We start from the raw sequence: 18,569 nt of genomic DNA, 5'->3' as shown, positions 1-18,569 counted from the left end.
TGGTGGCCAGCGCGTGGGCCAGCTCGTCGGCGCGGCGCCGTTCCATGAACTGCCCGACATGCGCGCACACGCCCTCCAGCAGGTCGATCAGGTCGTCGTCGGGCCCGACGATCTGGTCGGTGTAGAAGGTCAGCACCCCCGTCACCGCACCGGCGCCGCCGCTGCGCATCGGCAGGCCGAGCGCGGCGTGCAGGTCTGCCTGGCGGGCCTGGGCGATGCGGGCGAAACCGCGCTCGTCGTCGGGCAGGTCCGTACTCCAGATCGGCTCGCCGCCGGCCCAGACCTTGCCCGGCATGCCCTGGCTGCGGGCGAAGGTGAGCGGCTGTGCGCCGGTGAAGGCCGACAGGTCCTTGCCCGGATCGCTCCAGGAGGCGATGCGGACGATGGTGTGCCGGTCGTCGTCGACCTGCCAGAACTCGCCGCAGGACCAGCCGAGCACGCCGGCGATCGCGCCCAGCACCGCATGGGCGGTCTCCGTCACGCCGCGGTCGGCGGCCAGCACGCCGGTGACGGCGTGCTGGACGGCGCGCAGCACCGCGGTGCGGTGGGCGTCGGTGATGTCGTGACCGATGGCCACCGCGCCCAGGCGGCGCCCGTCGGCGGTGGTGATGGGCCGGGCGTTGACGGTGAGCCGGCGGGGGCTGTGGCCAGGTGGGCGCATCACCACCTGCTGGCCGGACACCTGCTCGCCGGCCAGGGCCCGGGCCAGCGGGATCTCCTCGGTCTCCAGCAGTCGTCGGCTGTCCGGAGCGTACAGGCCGTGGGTCGTGGCCCAGGCGTGCGGGGTGTCGGGGTGCTCGGCTGTTTTCAGGATCTCCCGCATGGGTTGGTTGATCTGCACCAGGTGGCCGTCGGTGTCGCAGGCCACCACCCCGGCGTCCAGGCTGTCGAGCAGCGCCGCCAGGAACATGCGCTCCTGTTCCAGTTGCTCGCACCGGTGCCCGTGGTCGTTGCGGTCGGCGGAATCGATTGTCCTCATGCCCCTCACCCCCAAGCGATTCATACCCTTTATGGGGTTTTGTTCGCTTCGCTGTGCCGGTGGTCGCCGCGATCTTTTGGTGACCGGCTCGCCGGTGAGGCCTCCGGCACCGGGGTCATGGGCAGGTCGTGTGCGGCAGTACGAGCAAGATCGGCTCTTGTGTCTCTCCGTCCCCTCTACCTGCTCATGATCGGAGTGTTCGGCTGGCTGATGCTTCTGGGCCGTAGTCAAGCGGCCAAGACATAGAGATCATGGTGTTGCGGCGTCAGGCCGTCCGGCCGAGATCGGACTGGGCCGATCGAGCGCTTCTCTCCGTGCTGGCATGCTTCCTGCCGCCTGGGTTGCGAATTCATCGGATCATGACGCCAGGCACCTTGCCGGCCGATTCGACGCCGATGGACGCATCCGAGCCGTTCCGGCCCCTGAGGACAAGCCGGGCCGACCGTGCCGAGACCACCGCGCGAGAACACTCGAGCTGGAGACGGGGCCGACCGGGCGTCAGCCGGTTGGCCCCGGTGTGGGTTTGCACCGCGTTCGCAGTGTGTGGCGTCACGGACCAGAGGCGAGCCACTGCGCGGTGGCGACCACGATAGCTTGCACGCCGGTGTCGAGGGTGGGCTGGATCACCGGAGCGAAGTGGGCGTTGTGGTTGACCGGGATGGCTCTGCCGACGGTGCCGTCCTCGGCCGCCTGGGCGTATCGGCCGGGATCGGCGCCACCGATCCCCCAGTATGTGTACGGCACGCCGAAGGCATCGGGGATCTTGCTGAAGTCCTCGCTGGCGGTCTGCAGATCGAGGGCGGCGGCCTGGTCGCCGAAGTACCGGTGGAACGCGTCGGCGACCTTCCCGGTGGTCGCCTCGTCGTTGACGGTCGGCGGGAAGCTGCCGAAATGTTCGATGTCCGGGGGGTTCGGCGCGTCCGCCGCCATGCACTCGGCTCTGGCGATCCGCTCGATGGCCGCGCGCACCTGCGCGCGGGTGTCCGCGTCGTAGGTGCGGACGTTGATCTCCATCCGGGCCGACTCGGGGACGTTGTTGGGGGTGGTCCCGGTGTGCAGGCTGCCCACGGTCACCACGGCCGGGGTGAGCATGCCGATCTCGCGGGAGACGATGGTCTGCAGCCGTATGACGATCATCGAAGCGATCACCACCGGGTCGACGCCGGCCTGCGGTCGTGAGCCGTGCGCGCCTCGCCCGTGCACCGTGATCCGGTAGTTGTCGGCCGCCGACAAGACCGCGCCGGAGCGGGTGGCGACCTGGCCGGCCGGGAACGGCAGGACGTGCTGGGCCAGGCACACGTCGGGGCGAGGGACCTGGCCGGTCAGGCCGTCGGTGATCATGGCGTCGGCGCCGTCGCCGGATTCCTCCGCACACTGGAACAATGCGATCAGGGTGCCGTTCCAGTTCTCGCGGGACTCTGCCATGAGCCGGGCGGCGCCGAGCAGGCAGGTGACGTGGACGTCATGACCGCAGGCGTGCATGACCGGCTGCGGTGTGCCGCCGTTTCCCGGCGCGGTGGCGGTGCTGGCGTAGGGCAAGCCGGTCTGCTCCCGGATCGGGAGCGCGTCCATGTCCGCGCGGACCAGCACCACCGGTCCGTCGCCGTTCTCGAGCACGCCGGCCACCCCGGTGCCGCCGATCCCGTCGTGCACGTCGTAGCCGTACTCGGCCAGCCGCTGGGCGGCTTTGCCGGACGTGCGGTGCTCGGCGTGGCCGAGTTCCGGGTGGGCGTGCAGGTCCTTGTAGAGCGACTCCAGCTCGGGCCTGATCCGGTCGAGCCCTGCGAGGATGTTCGCGATGGCGGGCATGTCCGTGCTCCCTCCCACAGCGATGGCACATCTGGTCATTCCCGGCGTAATGGGTTGTTTCTCCCTGGTTATCAGAGGCGGCCCCGGCGGCATCCATCAAGAGGAGGGACCATGGGGAGTACGCGGCCGGACGGGTCGTTGTGCTCACACCAGCGGTCCTGTCCGCCGTGATGCCGAGTCGGCGGTGTTCACGGAGCCGTCGGGTCAGGGTCCTGGGCGGCGCCGGGCGGTTTCAGCAACGATCTTGCGGAACTTGCTTTCGGTCAGGGGGTAGGAGGCCATGACGGCGATCGCGGCGAGGGTGATGCCGGCGGGGACGGCCCCGGCTGCGATCCTGATCGAGGCGACAGCGCCGTCGCTTTGCGTGGCGGCGCCGGAGACGTAGCCTCCGAGGCCGATGATGTAGGCGGCGGCGGCGGCCCCGACGGCCTGTCCGAACTTGCGGCTGAGGGAGAGGACGGAGTAGGTCGCGCCTTCGGCTCGCACGCCGGTCCTCCATTCCCCGTATTCGACGGTGTCAGCGACGAGAGCCCAGATGAGGGTGTTGATGGCACCGATACCGAGGCCGAGAACGCCGAAACCGGCGATCGCGAGGACAGACCCCGGCGCGACGGCGGTGACGACGCCGCCCAGCACGGTGATGGCTCCGCCGACGACGTAGGAGGTGCGCTTTCCGATCGCACGCACTGCGGTGGGGATCAACAGGGCGGCTAGGAACATGCCGATGACCTGGGCGGCGATGAGGACGATATAGAGGTCGGCGTTACCGAGCACGTATCGGGCGTAGTAGATGGCGCTGGTCTCCAAGGCGAACATGCCGCACAGGAACAGCACGCTGGACAGGCCGAGCAACAACAGCGGCTTGTTCTGCTTCACGGTGTCCCAGGTCTGGCGCAGGCTGGATTTCTCGACGTCGCGCTGCACCCGCTCCTCGGCGGTGGAGAAGGTGAACAGGTATAGCGGCATCCCGATCACCACCAGCCCCAGGGTGGTGACCGTCAGGGATCGCTGGAGGTCGTCGGAGGTTGTGATCTGCGGCGAGACGACGGCCGCTAGCAGCAGGATGGCCAGATTCGTGGCGAGGACCCGGACGCTGGAGAGTTTGGAGCGCTCGTCGGGATTCTGTGTCATGGCGGTGGCCAGGGAACCGTAGGGGATGTTGACCAGGCCGTAGGCGAAGGAGAACAGCGCATAGGACAGGTAGGCGTACACGAGCGCGCCGCCCTCGCTCAGCCCGCCCGGCACGGAGAAGAGCGCGACTAGCAGCAACAGCAGCGGCAGCGAGGCGAACAGCAGATAGGGGCGGTATCTGCCCCACCGGGTGGAGGTCCGGTCGACGATGCGGCCGGCGATCACGTCCCCGATCCCGTCCCAGATCCGCACGAGTAAAAACAGTGTTCCCGCCGTGGTGGCGGCGATCCCTACGACGTCGGTGTAGTACAGGAGCAGGAACATCGACGCCATCGAGAACGCCAGGTTGTTCGCGAAGTCGCCGGCCCCGTAGCCGATGTACTGCAGTGCGCCCAGCTTGGGGGTCTGCCCGCTCGGTGAGCTGGTCATCGGTGCTTTCGCCAGCGTTCGCGCAGCCGCCAGGCGCTGGATTTGGGTCTGCGGTCGCGGGTGAACACGCCCTTTTTGTTGCCGTCGACCCGGAGCAGACCCGGAGCGGTCGCGAAGTCGGCGAAACTCCAGATGTGCTCGCCGACGACCGCCTCGACGCGGTCGAAGACACGGTGATACATCGCCAGCAGGTCGGCCTGGTACTCCTCGGTCCACGGGGCGGGCATGACGCCGTGCAGGCCCATGAGCGTGTCCGCGCCGTACTCGGTCATGATGATCGGTTTGTCGTGCTTGCGTGTCCAGGCTCGGAGTTCGGCTTCCAGGTTCCGCTCGGCCGCCGCGAGATCGCCCAGGTTCTTGTACCAGCCGTAGTAGCGGTTGAGCAGGAGGATGTCGAACAGGTCGGAGATGACGTCGACGTCCGGGGTCGCGCTCATGAAATTGGTGAAGGCCACCGGACGGGACGGATCCAATTGCCGGGCCTGGTCGACCAGCGGCTCGAAGTAGGAGCGGGAGGAGGGTGTGGTGGACTCCGGTTCGTTGGCGATGCTCCAGATCACCACACTGGGATGGTTCTTGTCCCGGGCGATCATCTCCTGGATCGCCCGGAGATGGGCCTGCTGCGTGGCGGTGTTGACGGTGTTCTCGGAGAACGTGGTGAACACCGTCCCGGTGAGCGTGGTCCCGACTTCGGCGTTGAGCCCCACCGCGGCGGTTTCACCGATGACCACGATGCCGTGCCGGTCCGCGTACTCGAGCACCTCCTCGGCGTAGGGGTAGTGGGAGGTGCGGAATGAGTTCGCGCCGAGCCACTCCATCAGCGCGAAGTCGTGGACCATGAAGGCGTCGTCGTGCCCCTTGCCGCGCACGGGACCGTCCTCGTGCTTGCCGAATCCGGTGAAGTAGAACGGCTCTGCGTTGATGAGGAACCGGTTCCCTTCGACCGCCACGGTCCGCACTCCCACCGGCAGTGTGTAGGAGTCGGTTGGTTCTTCACCGGTGGTCCACAGTTCGGCATGCAGATGGTGGAGGTATCCCTCACCTGGTCTCCACAGGCGCACGTCCTCGACCGCGAGTTCCCCGGTGCCGCCGGTGGCCCGCGCGACCTCGACACCGTCGGCGTCCCGCAGGACGACGCGGACGTCACCCCCCTCACCACCGGCCGCTTCGACCCGGTAGTCGACGATCCCGGTCGATCCGGTCAGTCTGGTGACGACGGTGACATCACTGATGTACGTGCGGGGGGTGGTGTAGAGCCATACGCTGCGGTGCAGACCGGCATAGTTGAAGAAGTCATGGAAGTAGCGCTGGTGCGGGCCGTCGGGAGTCGGCTCGACGTAGCCCGGCGGGATCGACTGCCACGACAGGGTGTTGTCCACCACGACCGTCACCCGGTGCTCGGCGCCCGGCTCCACCACGTCGGTGAGATCCGCCTCGAACGGCGTGTACCCGCCCTCATGCGCCGCGACCTCGGTGTCGTCGACCCAGACCATCGCCCGGTGGGTCGCGGAGTCCAGACGCAGGACGATCCGCAGGCCCTCCCACCGCCTCGGAACCCGTATCGCCCTCTGGTACCAGACGTCGCCCACATGGTCGTGGACCGCAGCGTCCGGGAACAGGTCGTTGTAGCTGGCCGGTACGGGCGCCTCCCGTCTGCCGGGCAGGGTACGGTGCCACCAGCCGTCAGCCCGGCCGGTACCGGCGGTATCGACGGCGAACCGCCACAGGCCGTTGAGTGACGTGCACTCGCGGGTGGGCGTATCGCGGGGCCTGAGCATAAGAGCTCCTCATGTCGTTGCGTCGGTACTGCGTGGTGTGTGCAAGGCGGCCGCCGTGACGATCAGCTCGACGCACGCGTTCACGTCGAAAGCGGTGGCGTCGATCATGAGGTGATACAGGGCCGGATCATCACCGTCGGCGCTGTACGCCCTGCTGACGTACTCCCGTCGAGCCCAGTCGTTGCTCTTCACGCGCCGCTCGGCGGTGGCGTGGTCGACACCTTCGGTCTCCATGACCCGCGCGACGCGGGCCTGTCGGGGCCCGCCCAGGTGCACGTGCAGCGCCTGTGGCGTCTCGCGCAACACGATCGCGCCGCCGCGCCCCAGGACCACGCCTCCGGACCGGGCGGCCTCGGCCACGAAGCGGCGGATCTCCGCCCGTATCCTGCCCTCCTCCAGCAGCCAGCGATCCTGGGCAGGGCCCGCCGTCAGGCTGGGCGCCCCGGCCAGCAGCGCCAGCAGCCGTTGCCCGCGGCTCCGCGAGCGTTCGTCGACGGCGGCGACGACCTCCTGCGGGACGTCGGCCCGCGCCGCGACCGACGCGGGGATGGCGCGATCGAGGAAGGCCACGCCGAGCCGCTGCGCCACCCGCGGTCCGATGACATCGCCCCCCGTCCCGTACAGTGCGGCAAGCGTCACCACAGCAGGAGACCGCTTCGGTTCCGAGCCCGTGGCCTCACGCTCAGCCATACTCAGCATTCTTTATGGACGTCAGCAAGAGGCCATTTAACGCAGTGTCATATCCTGTTCAACAGTGACGTTGCGCTGTCCGGTGTTGCCGATGCCGTCACATGGGGGCCGACCATGATCACGAAGCTGGTACTGCTCGGTGCGACCGGTGACCTCACCGGCCGGTACCTGCTCCCTGCCCTGGCCGCGCTCCGTGCCGCGGACCGGCTCCCCGACGGCTTCGAGGTCATCGCGGCTGCCCGGCAAGCCTTGGACGATGGAGCCTTTCAGCGCATGGCCGCCGAGAGGCTCGAGCGTCACGCCCCGGACGTTTCGGCCGCGGTCCGTGCCGACCTCGTCCGCTCTTTGCGCTATCGCCGGGCCGAGATGACCGACCCCGCGAGCGTCAGCGGCCTGCTGTCCGGCATCCGGCACCCGGTGGCGGTCTACCTGGCCCTGCCCCCCGGCCTGTACGCGACGGTGGTGACCGCGCTCGGCACCGCCGGGCTCCCTGCGGGAAGCCGGATCGCCCTGGAGAAGCCCTTCGGTGAGGACCTCGACGGTGCCGTGGCCCTGAACCGCCTCCTCGCCCAGGTGGCCGGTGCCGCTGGGGAGCAGGCGGTGTTCAGGGTCGACCACGTCCTCGGGCTTGCGACGGTCCAGAACCTGCTCGCGCTGCGCCTGGCTAACCGGGTCGTGGAACCGGTGTGGAACAGCCGGCACATCGAGCAGATCGACATCCTGTGGGAGGAGGACCTGGGTCTGGAGGGCCGGGCCGGGTACTTCGACCGCTCCGGCATCCTGCGGGACGTGATGCAGAACCACATGCTCCAGGTCCTGTCCCTCATCGCGATGGACCTGCCGGCCTCCCTCGACGAGCACGCCCTGCGCGACCGCAAGGTCGATGCCCTGCGCTCAGCGCGTCGCCTGAGCCGCGACGAGGTGACCTTTCGGACCCGTCGCGCCCGCTACACCCGCGGGCGGCTCCCCGATCCGGCGGGCGGGGCCGGACGGGAGGTCCCGGCGTATGCCGACGAGGACGGCATCGACGCGACCCGCGGCACCGAGACCTTCGCCGAGGTCGTACTGGATATCGACACCGAGCGGTGGGCGGGCACCCGTTTCCTGCTCCGGGCCGGCAAGGCGCTGCACCGCCGACGCAAGCAGGTCACGGTCCGCTTCCTGCCGGCCGAGTCCCCGCTGTCCGGCGGCGCCGCGGCCAACGAACTGCGGATCGGCCTCGACGGTCCCGAGGACCTCGCCTTGCAGCTGACCGGCGGTGTGCCCCTGAACCCGCCGAGGCCGGTGCCGGTGACGTTGAGCGCGCCACCCCCCGCCACCGGCCTGCCGGCCTACGGTCGCGTACTGCTGGACATCCTGTCGGGCGGTAGCACGCTGTCGGTGCGCGGTGACGAGGCCGAAGAGGCCTGGCGAGTGATGACGCCCGTGCTGACCGCCTGGCAGGCAGGCCTGGTCCCGCTGGAGGAGTACGCGGCAGGAAGCGCGGGCCCGCCCTGACCTGCGGCCGAGACTCTTCCCGGCGCGTCAGCGCCGGTGCCGCCGACCCGCCAGCCTGCGGCGCAGGCGCCGGAGCATCGCGGGACTCGGCAGGCCGGGGAAGCTGACGCCCTCCGGCGGCGCAACCGCTCGCGGCTTGCCGGCGCCCTGCCGAAGCACGGCGGAGGCTTCTTGGGGGGCGGCACCGGCGAAGACCATGATGTCGAGGCAGAGGAACCGCACGCCGGCCGCCGCTGCTTCCTGCGCCATAGGCGGTGCCGGGGCTTCATCGGTCCGGCGGGCGACAGTGAGGGCACCGTCCACCGCGCGCTGGCGGATCCGGTGACTGCCCAGGTCCGCCGAGAGGTCGGTGATCACTTCGGCCAGCTCCCGCACCGCCTGCGCGAGCCTGTCGTGCCGGGGCGGATCCGTGCTGACGGCAGCGCGCATGAGCATCAGGCAGCTGGCTCCGAGCAACTGGATCTGCGCGGTCTCCTCGTTCGTCCGCGTGGCCGCGGGGCGCCGGTAACGCCAGATCAGCGAGCGGCCGGCGACCCGGGTGCCGGCCGCGCCGGCCTTCCCTACCTCGACGAGGTGCTCCCGCACGCCGGACATGCAGGTGATCAGCCCTTGGTGAAGCTCCTCGTCGCACGTGCCGCGCCCGAACGCCGCAGCCGTCAGGTGAAGACCTTCGGCCATGGTCGCCAGCGCCGCCCGCTCCGCCCGGCGTGCCAGGGCCAGGGGTTCAGGAGAGAACAGAACCTGCGTGAACACCAGCGCCACCCCCGCACCGATCAGCGCATCGATCAACCGGTTCACCCCGGCCTCGCCGTCGGCCGCGGCGATGGTCAAGATCGCCCCGGAGGCGGCCTGAATGCGCATCAGACGCTGGGCCCCCAACGCCTGGGCGATGACCAGCGCGACGAACGTGGCCAGCGCCAGGCGATCCCAGCCACCGCCGAAGAACACGACCGTGAGCTCACCGACCACGATGCCGATGCACGCCCCGAAGACCAGCCGCAGGGCGTTGCGGCCTCGCTCGCCGCGTCCGAAGCTGAGAGCGACCACCGCGGCGATCGGCGCGAAGAACGGGGCGTCGTGGTCACCGATCCACAAGGCGATCACCCAGGCGGTCGTGGCCGCCACCGTCGCCTGCAGCAGCGGCCAGGTCTCGGCGAGCCACCTCCGCAACGCTGCGGCTGTGCGTGAACGCGCCATAGGCGGTCTCCTAATTTGGGCACTATGACATGTAAAGAACAAAACGCATGATTCGCCCAAGCTGGTTTCTTTCCCGGGAGGCGCCGATGCATCCGGAGCAGGTGACCGATCCGATCGTGTACCACGGCGAGGGGCCCGTATGGTCGCCACGCTGGGGCGGGCTGCGCTGGGTCGACATGCTGGCCGGAGACGTGATGTCCCTGGCGGCCGACGGCACCGTCACCCGCCGCCATGTGGGGGACGTCGCCGCAGCAGTACGGCCCCGCCGCCGGGGAGGCGCGGTCATCGGAGTCGAGCGGGGCTTCGCCCTGGAGGACGCCGACGGCACCGTGACACACCTGCCCGCGCTGTGGCGCGATCACGGGATACGGATGAACGAGGGTGGTTGCGATCCCGACGGCCGCTTCCACTGCGGGTCGATGGCCTACGACCAGCGCCCCGGTGCCGGCACGCTGTACCGGCTGGCGCCCGACGGTTCCGTCGCGGTGGTCCTGTCCGAGGTCACCGTCTCCAACGGGCTGGAGTGGAGCCCCGACGGGGCCCGCGCCTACTACAACGACACGCCCACGCAACAGATCGCCGTGTTCGACTACGACCCCGAGTCGGGTCTTACCGGGCAGCGCACCTTCGTGACCGTTCCGGCCGACGCCGGACGTCCGGACGGGCTGACCGTCGACGCGCAAGGCGGCGTCTGGGTGGCCCTCAATAACGGCGGGGCGGTGCGACGCTACTCCCCCGCGGGAGCGCTCGACGAGGTGATCGAACTTCCGGTCAGGAAGGTCACCGCCTGCACGTTCGGCGGGCCGCACCTGGACGAGTTGTTCATCACCACATCCCGGGAGAATCTCGAGCCCGGACAGGACCCGCTGGCAGGCTCGCTGTTTCGGGCGCGAGCCGACGTCGCCGGGCTGCCCGTTCGCGAGTTCGCGGGATGACACGGCGGCACCCTTGAATGAGGCCGCTTCGCGGCCCCGCCTCAGCTCACCGGAGTGCCGACGCGTGCGTCAGACGCAACGCCCGGGAGGCCGGATGCCTCAACCGGTCAAGATCCGCAGCCTCACCGCCAGGAAGAACGGAAACGGCGGTGGTGCAGCTCAAGGCCGACACGGCACCCGGCGGGCGGCACCGCCGCCCTGACGCCGGCGGGCGTCCCATCTCGCAGCGATAGCACCCCCGCGACCCCATCCGCCGGGCCGCGACGGCCACCCGCGCGGTGAGATGGGCCGGACCGCCTCATCGGCTACCGGCGTTGCGCCGCACCCCGCCGGCGCGTTCATCACCCGCGACAAGTGCCGCGTCCGCATGCTGGTGCCTGCCGCAGGCGCGACGGCGTGCCGGAGCCGCAAACCCCGTGCGCGTCGGGCCCGCCTGGTGTCAACCTGCTTTGCGCTCCCGAAACGCCTGGACTCCGGACCTGACCGTCGGGAAGAAGTTCTCCGGTCCGAGCAGTTCGGTCATGCCCGTGTCCTGGAAAATACGCCGAATCGGTTCCTTGACCCGGGCCATGGTGAGCGTCACGCCCTGGTCGGCCAGCTCCCGGTGCAGTTCCCCCAAGGTATCGACCGCCTTGGCATCCATATAGGCCATCGCCTCGGCATCGATCATCAGCCACATCACCTCGTCCTCTGCGTCGGCGAGCAACTGCCTGATGCGGCGGGCCATGTGGGGGGCGTTGGCGAAGTAGAGCGGGGCGTCGAACCGGTAGACGATCAGCCCGGGCACCGGCTGGAGGCATTGGTGGGCGGTGATGTCATGGAAGCCGTCGATGTCGTCGGAGGAGCCGAGTACCGCATCGTGCGGACGTGCCGTCCAGTAGACGAACAAACCCAGCGAGAGCAGGACCGCGACGGCCAGCCCGCCGATGACATTGAGGAGCAGCACGGCCGCGAACGTGACCAATGCCAAGATCATCTCGTCGTTGTGCACCCGGCGCAGCCGGAGGACCGGTTTGACCTTGATCAGGTCCGCCGTCGACAGGATGATCACCACGCCGAGGGCTGCGGTCGGCAGCGGTTCGATCAGCGGGGTGGCGAACGCCGCGACCAGGACCGCCGCAGCCGCGACGATCAACCCGACCAGCGGGGAGGCGCCACGGTATGAGTCGTTGAGCGCGGTCCGTGATCCGCTGGCGTCGATCGGTATGGCCTGAAACAGCCCGGCAGTGATGTTGGCCGCTCCGAGCCCGAGGAGTTCCCGATTCGCGCTGATCGTGTATCGGTGCTTGTCGGCGTAGGTCCGGGCGATGGCCATCGAGTCGCCGAATATGAGCAACGCCAGCCCGAGCGCGGGCACGACAAGGTCGAAGACGTCGTCGAGGGAGATGCCGGGCAGCCGCGGAAGGGGGAAGCCGCCGGCGACGTCGCCCACGACCTCGATGCCGTGCCGGGGGAACCCGATCACGGCGGAGGCGACGCCCGCGATGACGACCACGACGATCACGGCGGGGATCTTGGGCGCCGCCACCCTCAGCAGGACGACCGCCCCGATCAGCAGGACGCTGAGCAGCACCGTCCACCCGTGCGCTTGCGGGATGGCACGCAGCGTCTCCCACACCTGCGGGACGAAATTGCGGGACTCGACCGTGACGCCGAGCAGTTTGTTCAGCTGCCCGACCATGATGAGCACCGCGACGCCGTTGATGTATCCCAGCAGGACGGGGCGAGACAGGAACTCCGACATGAAGCCCAGCCTGAGCAGGGAGCACAGGATGAGGATCACACCGCTCAGCACGGCCAGGGCGGCGGCCATCCCCGCCACCCTGACCGGATCATCCGAGGAGGCCACGGCGGCGACGCTGGTCGCGGTCACCGCGGCCACCGCGCCCGTAGGGCCGACGATCAGCTGGCGGGAGGAGCCGAAGAGCGCGTAGCCGATCAGCGGGACGGCGGTGGCGTAGAGCCCGGCCACCGGGCCGACCCCGGCGAGCTCCCCCATGCCGAGCCCCGAGGGAACGGCCACCGCGGCCACGGTGACACCGGCGACGACATCATCGCGCAGCCGGGACCTGCGGTACCCGCGCAGTTCGGCCAGGCCCGGCACCAACTGCCACAGCTTCATGCCGCTCCCTCCCGCTCATCACGGTGATGTCACCTCCTGGTTGAAGGCCGCGTCGCTTTCCTGCCGCACCGTCTAGTCGCGTGCCAGGGCGGCCTCGGCCTCGGCCTCGTCGTCGACCTGCCGGGCTGTGGGCACCCGGACGCTCACCTGGGCGATCGTGCCCCCGCGGAAGGGGAACGGCGCGGCGTAGTCGCCGGTGACCGCATCACCGCTGTCGCGGCCGATGACCAGCCCTTCGCCGGCCACCGAGAACTTGCCGGGCTGGGTCCTCATCCGGCCGGACGCCACGACCGTCTCCCCCAGGGACAGGGTCAGCGTTCCGTTGGCGACATAGCGCGGATCCTCGTGCGTCTTGTCGAACCGGGCGACCGCGACGTGCCGGCCGGCGGCGAGCGGCGCATCCGCGCTGAAGCGGTACTCCTCGATGCCGAGGAAGTTGTAGACGTAGTGCAGCCGGCGGTCCTTGAGGTAGAGGGCGTGGCCGCCGAAGCGCGAGCCGTGCGCGAAGATGACGCCCTCGGCCTCGTCGGTGGTGGTCTCGAATTCAGCCGTGAGGGTGAAGGACCGGTTGCGGACGTCGCCTGCGGCTTCCTCGGGGACCTCCGCGGTTGCGGGATAGTAGACGTAGAGCTCGCGCGCCGGTGACAGGCTCGGCCTGGCCATGGTCATGATCTCGCGCGGGACGCGGTCGTCGAGCGGCAGGACGTTGTTGCGCCCGGCCTCCACATACCACCGCGCGATCAGCTCGCGGAGTTTGCCGGGGTGCTCCCGGCCGAGCTCGCGGGTCTCGGAGCGGTCGGTGCGCACGTGGTAGAGCTCCCACTCGTCGTTGACGAAATCGCCGTGGCCGGTGCCCGTGCCGTGCCGGGCCACGGCCTTCCAGCCGTCGTGATAGAGGGACCGGGTGCCCAGCATGGCGTAGTACTGAGTCCTCCTGGTGGACTCCAGGGTGTGTCCAGTTAACGGTGTAACTCGATCTTCATTGGTTATCGGGAAGTCGGGGTCAGACGGCCTTCGAAGGTGATGGCGAAGGCGTTGAGGGCGGCCTTCCATCGCGTGATCCAGCGCTTGCGGCCCTTGCCGGTCGGGTCCAGGCTCATGATCGCCATGTAGACGCACTTGAGCGCGGCCTGCTCGTTCGGGAAGTGCCCGCGGGCCTTGACCGCCCGGCGGATCCTGGAGTTGACCGACTCGATCGCGTTGGTCGAGCAGATCACCCGGCGGATCTCGGCATCGAAGGACAGGAACGGCACGAACTCGGCCCAGGCGTTCTCCCAGAGCTTGACGATCGCCGGATACCTCCCACCCCAGGCCTCGGCGAACTCGTAGAACCGCTCCAGCGCGGCGGCCTCGGTCGGCGCCGTGTAGACCGGCCGCAGCGCCTTGGCGATGGCGTCCCAGTGCTGGCGGGCGGCGTACCGGAACGACGCGCGCAGCAGGTGCACCACGCACGTCTGCACGACGGTCCGGGGCCAGACGGCCTCGATCGCGTCGGGCAGGCCCTTGAGCCCGTCGCAGACCACCATCAGAGCATCGGCCACGCCCCGGTTCTTGATCTCGGTCAGGACGTGCAGCCAGAACTTGGCGCCTTCACCGCCGTCGCCGGCCCACAGCCCCAGGATGTCGCGCTCGCCGTCGACGGTGACCGCTAAAGCGACGTAGACCGGCCGGTTGGCGACCTGCCCGTCGCGGATCTTCACGTGGATCGCGTCGATGAAGACGACCGGGTAAACCGGATCCAGCGGCCGGTTCTGCCACTCGGTCATGCCCTCGATGGCCTTGTCGGTGATGGTGGAGATGGTCTGCTTGGAGACCTCGGCGCCGTAGACCTCGGCCAGGTGCGCGGAGATCTCCCCGGTGGTCAGGCCCTTGGCCGCCAGCGAGATGACCATCTCATCGACGCCGGACAGCCGCCGCTGCCGCTTGCGGACGATCTTCGGCTCGAAGCTGCCGTTGCGGTCGCGCGGCACGGTGATCTCGACCGGTCCCACGTCGGTGAGGACGGTCTTGGCGCGAGTGCCGTTGCGGGAGTTGCCCGCTTCGCCGGCGGCTCGCTCGTGCTTGTCGTAGCCGAGGTGGTCGGTGATCTCGCCTTCCAGCGCCGACTCCAGCACCAGCTTGGTCAGTCGCCCCAGCAGTCCGTTCTCGCCGACCAGGTCCAATCCTTCGGTGCGGGCCTGGTCGACCAGACGGCCGACGAGCTCGCGATCCGATGCTCCGGGCTCCTCGCGCGCCACCGCGGTGTCCTCCAGGTCGATCTCCGTCGATGCCTGGATCACAGTACTCATCAGGGGTGTCCTCCTTGATCAGGAGTTACACCGAAAACCGTACAGTCCCCCAGGTCCCGGATACGCGCCTTGAGTTGCTTGTTTTCTGCTCCCAGCACGTCGTCGGACGATAACGGGCCGTCGGTCGGCCTGCCGGTGCGGGCCGTTTGCTCGGCCCCCGCGGTGCCGTCCACCTGGGCCTGACGGACCCAGTTACGTAGGGTCTCACGGCTGGTGCCCAGGTCCTGGGCGGCCGATTTCAATGTCCGGGCCGGGTCGGACAGGTACAGCGCGACGGCGTCGGCCTTGAACTGCGGCGGGTACGACTTCATCGCCACGTGGGACTCCTTGTCTCCGGATTTCCATCATCCGGTACTCAAGGTGTCCACACTTCAGGGGCAAGTCCCGCCTCCGAGACGATCCACGGAGGCTGCTCACCCTTCCTCACGCGCAGACCAACGACCGTCCAGGCGGACGGATACGGCCAAGGTCATTGTGTTAGGAGTTGTTAGGGGCGATGAGGACTCATGCTGAGCGTACGGGCGAAGTGGTCAGCTGTCGGGTTTGTGACTGAACAGCCCCACAGCCGCGGGAACGCAATCACCGGTCACATCCGGGACAAACACCCCGGCCGCTGACCCCTGGTGGCCTCACCCGAACAGCTCAACGATCACGATACCGCCGCCGCCCTGCGCACCGTCGTAAGAGGTGCCGGTGGACAGGGCGCCACCCGCGCCGCCGCCCCAACCGCGCGGCGCCGTCCCCGGACCTTGGGAGCCGCGCTGGAAGCCGCCGTGGCCGAGCCGGGATTCACCGCCCTGCCCGGCGAGGCCTTCGGTGCCGGACAGGCGGATCGCGCCGCCTCCGGCTCCGCCTCCGGAGATGTGCTCGCCGGCGCCGGCGAACGGGCCCGGCACGCCGTTGGCGGTGCCCAGCGTGACGCCGGACGTCATGTTGGCGGTGCCGCCGTCGCCGCCGGGCGCGACCACGAACCCGCCGAAGCTGGAGGAGCCGCCGGCGCCGCCCGGGTTGTTGCTGTTGCCTGCGGCGCCGCCCGCGCCGACGACGACCGTTTCGGCCGCGCCGAGGGTGTTCACCGACAGGATGGATTCGGACCAGCCGCCTCCGGCTCCGCCCGGGCGGGCGATCAGCTGGTTCGCTGCGGCGTTCGCTCCCGCGCTGCCGCCTCCGCCGCCCTGGACCTGCACCCGCACCCGCGCCAGCCACGGGTAGTTCGCTTTGACGAACTGGTGGTTGCCCGGCGTCGAATAGATGATCATCCGGCGGAGGCCGAGGCTTCCGGGGATGACGCACAGGACGCCGTCGTCGTCGACTTCCAGACGGTCGGAGCATACGCACGCGGTAGCCACAGGGTCTTCTCCTTCTCAGGGTTCAGGTGGTGGGGGTCGCGGTCAGGTGCACGCGCACGCCCGCGCCGGCGGGTTCGGCGGGCAGCAGGCCCAGGCCGAGCAGCGGCCGGGTCCGCCACACCCGCACCACGACCCGCTCGGTCGTGGTCTGCTCCAGCGTGACGGTGACGGTCCGCTCATCGCCCGGGTCGGGATCGACGGGGAGCGCGGCGATGACCGGCGGCGCGGCCAGCGGGTCGGTGAACACCCATTCGGCGCGGCCGTCGCCGCCGGTGACGGCCACGGCTGCGGCAAGGGGCCGTCCCGCCGCGCCGGGCGGGCCCGGAGGTCCTGGCGGCCCCTCAGGGCCTTCGTGGCCGCGCGGGCCCGCTTTGGCCGACTGGCGGGCGCGCCGGTTCAACTCCCGCAGCATCCCGCCGACCGGGTTGCCCGGCAGCCGCCGCGCCGCTGATCCACGAGACGCCATGTCAGTTCTCCACTCCGGTGCCGGTCGGTGCGAGCTGCAGCTGCACGCTCTCGCCGTCGCGGTTCTCCGTCACCTTCACTCCGGTGATCTTCAAGCGTTGGGAGATGGTGCGGCACGTCGCGGTGGTGGCCACGTCCACGCACCAGCCGGGCACCAGGTGCGGCACGTCGACCGGCGCGTCCGGCGACAGGGTGACCCGCTCGGAGGAGATCCACACCGGGACGGGGCGGGAGCCGCGCAGCCGGGAGCGGGCCGCGGCCGCCGCGTCGGCCGCGTCCTCGATGGAGGGTTCCTCCACGCTGCGTTCCAGCAGCCCGTAGTAGGCGCTCCTGCCGCCCGCTTCGCCTTTCACGTCGTCCTCTCCGCCGTGCACGACCCACCGGGTGGCCAGGGCGGCGCCGTCCTCGGTGACGGTCAGCCCTTCGGGCAGGTCGATGTCGGTGAGGCTGCCCACGGAGGTGGCGTGGTCTTCGGGCAGCAGCAGGATCACCGAGCCGACCGCCGTGTAGTCCAGCCCGGTGTCGGCCAGGTCCCGCAGGTGGTCGCCGGTCTGGCCGACGTCGCGGACGTAGGAGCGGCGGCCGGTCACCCCGGCCGGCGCGATGACCTGCACCTGGTGGCCGGGGTCGTCCGGCTCGAACCCGTCGGCGATGAGCCAGGCGGCGATCTCGGTGAGGTCGCGGCGGGAGAAGCGGACGCTCTGGTGCGGGACCCGCCGGTCCAGCCAGGCGAGCACGTCCATGGCGCGGATCTCCACCTGGCCGGTCGACCACTCCGGCATCAGGATCGGGCCCTCCCACACCGGGTCGCCGTCCCGCCAGATCGCCAGCTTGTGTCTCCACGAGCGGACGTTCTTCAGCTTCTCGCAGCAGTCACCGTCCGGGGTGATGACGACCCGCGCGGTGGACACCTCGTCGAGGACCCGGTTCCATTCAACTTCGGTGAGCACGTCGGCGTGGGCGACGACGGCGCCGGACCGGTCGAGGATCTGCGCCTCGTGCAAGCCACACCCCGTTGGCATGGGCCGGGCTCCCTTTCGTGCGGGAAGATGTCCGGCCCAAAACCAGCGACGGCACTCAGCTTAGGCGTTGAGCAGGCGTCGCCAGGTCCGAGCATTAACGACATCGGAAACTGTGGTTCGGCTGACTCCATACTCTCTTGCCAGCGACGAATGCGACTCCCCCGCAGCTGCCCGCTTGCGGATGTCCTTCACCGCCGCGGTTGTGAGCACTGAACTGTGATGGTCTTCGCCCACCTGCACACCCGCATCGCCGCGGTCCAGCACGTTCCGCGAGTTGTCACCGAGGTACAGGTGCCGGACGTTGACGCAACCGTTGTTGCCGCTTCCGCCGTTGCAGGAGTGCAGGACGTGCAGCTCACCGGGGTCGCCATACCGGATGATCCACATCATGCGGGAAGCGCTCACCCAGCCGGCTCCCGTGTTGACGGGCCATTGCCGATCACGCCCCTTGACGATCACGCATTCGTCTGTCTCCGCTTGGGCGAGGGCTTCGAGGATGGCCCGCATGCCGCCGTTGCCTAGGTTGCGGATCGTGAACGGGTCACCGTTTCGCTTCATGCGACTGTGATGCTTAGAGCACATTCCGTCGCTGTGGTACGCGCCGACGCATTCCTCGCCGTTTTCCACGATCGTGCACTGCCCGTCAGCGGGAGCCTTCTGCTTCCGTGGGCGGCCTTTAGGGTCTGCCCAGCCGTGACTGCGGGACCAGGCGTAGCACGCCGCGCACCAGCCACGCGCCAAGCGCCCAATGTTCGTGCAGTCCTTAACGCCGCACCTACCATGAGGCATGTCCGTTCCTCTCACTCAGGATCGGGCCGTGCCCCGGGGGTGTTCCAGCACCCGCCGGGGCTTTCGAATACATGAACTAATTTTAGTGG

At 69.4% G+C, this 18,569-nt stretch carries 15 protein-coding genes and 1 pseudogene; 2 read left to right on the top strand and 14 right to left on the bottom strand.

Features of this window, described 5'->3' with window-relative positions; all coding sequences use genetic code 11:
* The 5 genes from ACFOWE_RS18385 to ACFOWE_RS18365 all read right to left on the bottom strand — a co-directional run.
* Positions 1-979, bottom strand: a 979-nt coding sequence (locus ACFOWE_RS18385) for a GAF domain-containing protein (protein ID WP_377289368.1), incomplete at its 3' end; no start/stop codon positions are given.
* A 549-nt stretch (positions 980-1,528) separates the two neighbouring features.
* Entirely contained in the window at positions 1,529-2,788 is a 1,260-nt protein-coding gene (locus tag ACFOWE_RS18380; protein WP_377289366.1) for an amidohydrolase, read from the bottom strand.
* A gap of 204 nt (positions 2,789-2,992) precedes the next feature.
* The gene (locus ACFOWE_RS18375) at positions 2,993-4,348 is read right to left on the bottom strand and encodes a glycoside-pentoside-hexuronide (GPH):cation symporter (RefSeq protein ID WP_377289364.1); all 1,356 of its coding nucleotides are present in this window, start codon (positions 4,346-4,348) and stop codon (positions 2,993-2,995) included.
* Positions 4,345-6,126: a beta-glucuronidase gene (gene uidA, locus ACFOWE_RS18370; RefSeq protein WP_377289362.1), complete on the bottom strand. Its 1,782-nt coding sequence runs from the start codon at positions 6,124-6,126 to the stop codon at positions 4,345-4,347. The genes ACFOWE_RS18375 and uidA overlap by 4 nt, the downstream gene beginning before the upstream one ends.
* A 9-nt stretch (positions 6,127-6,135) precedes the next feature.
* Positions 6,136-6,816, bottom strand: coding sequence for a cytidylate kinase-like family protein (locus tag ACFOWE_RS18365; RefSeq protein ID WP_377289361.1), 681 nt, complete (start codon positions 6,814-6,816; stop codon positions 6,136-6,138).
* Positions 6,817-6,930: 114 nt separating this feature from the next.
* On the opposite strand from ACFOWE_RS18365, the gene ACFOWE_RS18360 reads away from it, so the two are divergent.
* Complete coding sequence (locus ACFOWE_RS18360) at positions 6,931-8,313, top strand: glucose-6-phosphate dehydrogenase (RefSeq protein WP_377289359.1); 1,383 nt, start codon at positions 6,931-6,933, stop codon at positions 8,311-8,313.
* Between the two features lie 27 nt (positions 8,314-8,340).
* Here the strand turns inward: ACFOWE_RS18360 and ACFOWE_RS18355 are convergent, their stop codons facing one another.
* Entirely contained in the window at positions 8,341-9,510 is a 1,170-nt protein-coding gene (locus ACFOWE_RS18355; protein WP_377289357.1) for an FUSC family protein, read from the bottom strand.
* Between the two features lie 86 nt (positions 9,511-9,596).
* On the opposite strand from ACFOWE_RS18355, the gene ACFOWE_RS18350 reads away from it, so the two are divergent.
* On the top strand, positions 9,597-10,445 hold the full coding sequence (locus ACFOWE_RS18350) for an SMP-30/gluconolactonase/LRE family protein (RefSeq protein ID WP_377289355.1): 849 nt from the start codon (positions 9,597-9,599) through the stop codon (positions 10,443-10,445).
* A gap of 439 nt (positions 10,446-10,884) precedes the next feature.
* Here ACFOWE_RS18350 and ACFOWE_RS18345 read toward each other — a convergent pair whose 3' ends face one another.
* The 8 genes and pseudogenes from ACFOWE_RS18345 to ACFOWE_RS18310 all read right to left on the bottom strand — a co-directional run bounded on the left by ACFOWE_RS18345 (position 10,885) and on the right by ACFOWE_RS18310 (position 18,249).
* On the bottom strand, positions 10,885-12,567 hold the full coding sequence (locus ACFOWE_RS18345; RefSeq protein WP_377289353.1) for a SulP family inorganic anion transporter: 1,683 nt from the start codon (positions 12,565-12,567) through the stop codon (positions 10,885-10,887).
* Between the two features lie 72 nt (positions 12,568-12,639).
* Entirely contained in the window at positions 12,640-13,482 is an 843-nt protein-coding gene (locus ACFOWE_RS18340; protein WP_377289351.1) for a hypothetical protein, read from the bottom strand.
* 71 nt (positions 13,483-13,553) lie between these two features.
* Positions 13,554-14,819 carry an IS256 family transposase gene (locus ACFOWE_RS18335; protein WP_377289376.1) on the bottom strand — a complete coding sequence of 422 codons (1,266 nt, stop codon included), beginning with the start codon at positions 14,817-14,819 and terminating at the stop codon, positions 13,554-13,556.
* Positions 14,820-14,905: 86 nt separating this feature from the next.
* Positions 14,906-15,172, bottom strand: a pseudogene (locus ACFOWE_RS18330) (transposase); the annotation flags it as partial.
* Between the two features lie 312 nt (positions 15,173-15,484).
* Complete coding sequence (locus tag ACFOWE_RS18325; RefSeq protein WP_377289349.1) at positions 15,485-16,204, bottom strand: glycine-rich domain-containing protein; 720 nt, start codon at positions 16,202-16,204, stop codon at positions 15,485-15,487.
* Positions 16,205-16,226: 22 nt separating this feature from the next.
* Positions 16,227-16,670: a hypothetical protein gene (locus ACFOWE_RS18320; RefSeq protein WP_377289347.1), complete on the bottom strand. Its 444-nt coding sequence runs from the start codon at positions 16,668-16,670 to the stop codon at positions 16,227-16,229.
* A 1-nt stretch (position 16,671) separates the two neighbouring features.
* Positions 16,672-17,691: a hypothetical protein gene (locus ACFOWE_RS18315; RefSeq protein WP_377289345.1), complete on the bottom strand. Its 1,020-nt coding sequence runs from the start codon at positions 17,689-17,691 to the stop codon at positions 16,672-16,674.
* 60 nt (positions 17,692-17,751) lie between these two features.
* Positions 17,752-18,249: a helix-turn-helix domain-containing protein gene (locus ACFOWE_RS18310; protein ID WP_377289343.1), complete on the bottom strand. Its 498-nt coding sequence runs from the start codon at positions 18,247-18,249 to the stop codon at positions 17,752-17,754.
* Positions 18,250-18,569: the final 320 nt, after the last annotated feature.

It is taken from the genome of Planomonospora corallina, assembly GCF_042650625.1.
In the GTDB taxonomy this organism is placed as follows: domain Bacteria; phylum Actinomycetota; class Actinomycetes; order Streptosporangiales; family Streptosporangiaceae; genus Planomonospora_B; species Planomonospora_B corallina.
This window is presented reverse-complemented; position numbering and strand designations above follow the sequence as displayed.

Excerpts from the sequence above, each read along its gene's own strand:
- ACFOWE_RS18380 (WP_377289366.1), bottom strand. The coding sequence starts at position 2,788 with ATGCCCGCCATCGCGAACATCCTCGCAGGGCTCGACCGGATCAGGCCC.
- ACFOWE_RS18375 (WP_377289364.1), bottom strand. The coding sequence starts at position 4,348 with ATGACCAGCTCACCGAGCGGGCAGACCCCCAAGCTGGGCGCACTGCAG.
- uidA (WP_377289362.1), bottom strand. The coding sequence starts at position 6,126 with ATGCTCAGGCCCCGCGATACGCCCACCCGCGAGTGCACGTCACTCAAC.
- ACFOWE_RS18365 (WP_377289361.1), bottom strand. The coding sequence starts at position 6,816 with ATGGCTGAGCGTGAGGCCACGGGCTCGGAACCGAAGCGGTCTCCTGCT.
- ACFOWE_RS18360 (WP_377289359.1), top strand. The coding sequence starts at position 6,931 with ATGATCACGAAGCTGGTACTGCTCGGTGCGACCGGTGACCTCACCGGC.
- ACFOWE_RS18355 (WP_377289357.1), bottom strand. The coding sequence starts at position 9,510 with ATGGCGCGTTCACGCACAGCCGCAGCGTTGCGGAGGTGGCTCGCCGAG.
- ACFOWE_RS18350 (WP_377289355.1), top strand. The coding sequence starts at position 9,597 with ATGCATCCGGAGCAGGTGACCGATCCGATCGTGTACCACGGCGAGGGG.
- ACFOWE_RS18345 (WP_377289353.1), bottom strand. The coding sequence starts at position 12,567 with ATGAAGCTGTGGCAGTTGGTGCCGGGCCTGGCCGAACTGCGCGGGTAC.
- ACFOWE_RS18340 (WP_377289351.1), bottom strand. The coding sequence starts at position 13,482 with ATGCTGGGCACCCGGTCCCTCTATCACGACGGCTGGAAGGCCGTGGCC.
- ACFOWE_RS18320 (WP_377289347.1), bottom strand. The coding sequence starts at position 16,670 with ATGGCGTCTCGTGGATCAGCGGCGCGGCGGCTGCCGGGCAACCCGGTC.
- ACFOWE_RS18315 (WP_377289345.1), bottom strand. The coding sequence starts at position 17,691 with ATGCCAACGGGGTGTGGCTTGCACGAGGCGCAGATCCTCGACCGGTCC.
- ACFOWE_RS18310 (WP_377289343.1), bottom strand. The coding sequence starts at position 18,249 with ATGAAGCGAAACGGTGACCCGTTCACGATCCGCAACCTAGGCAACGGC.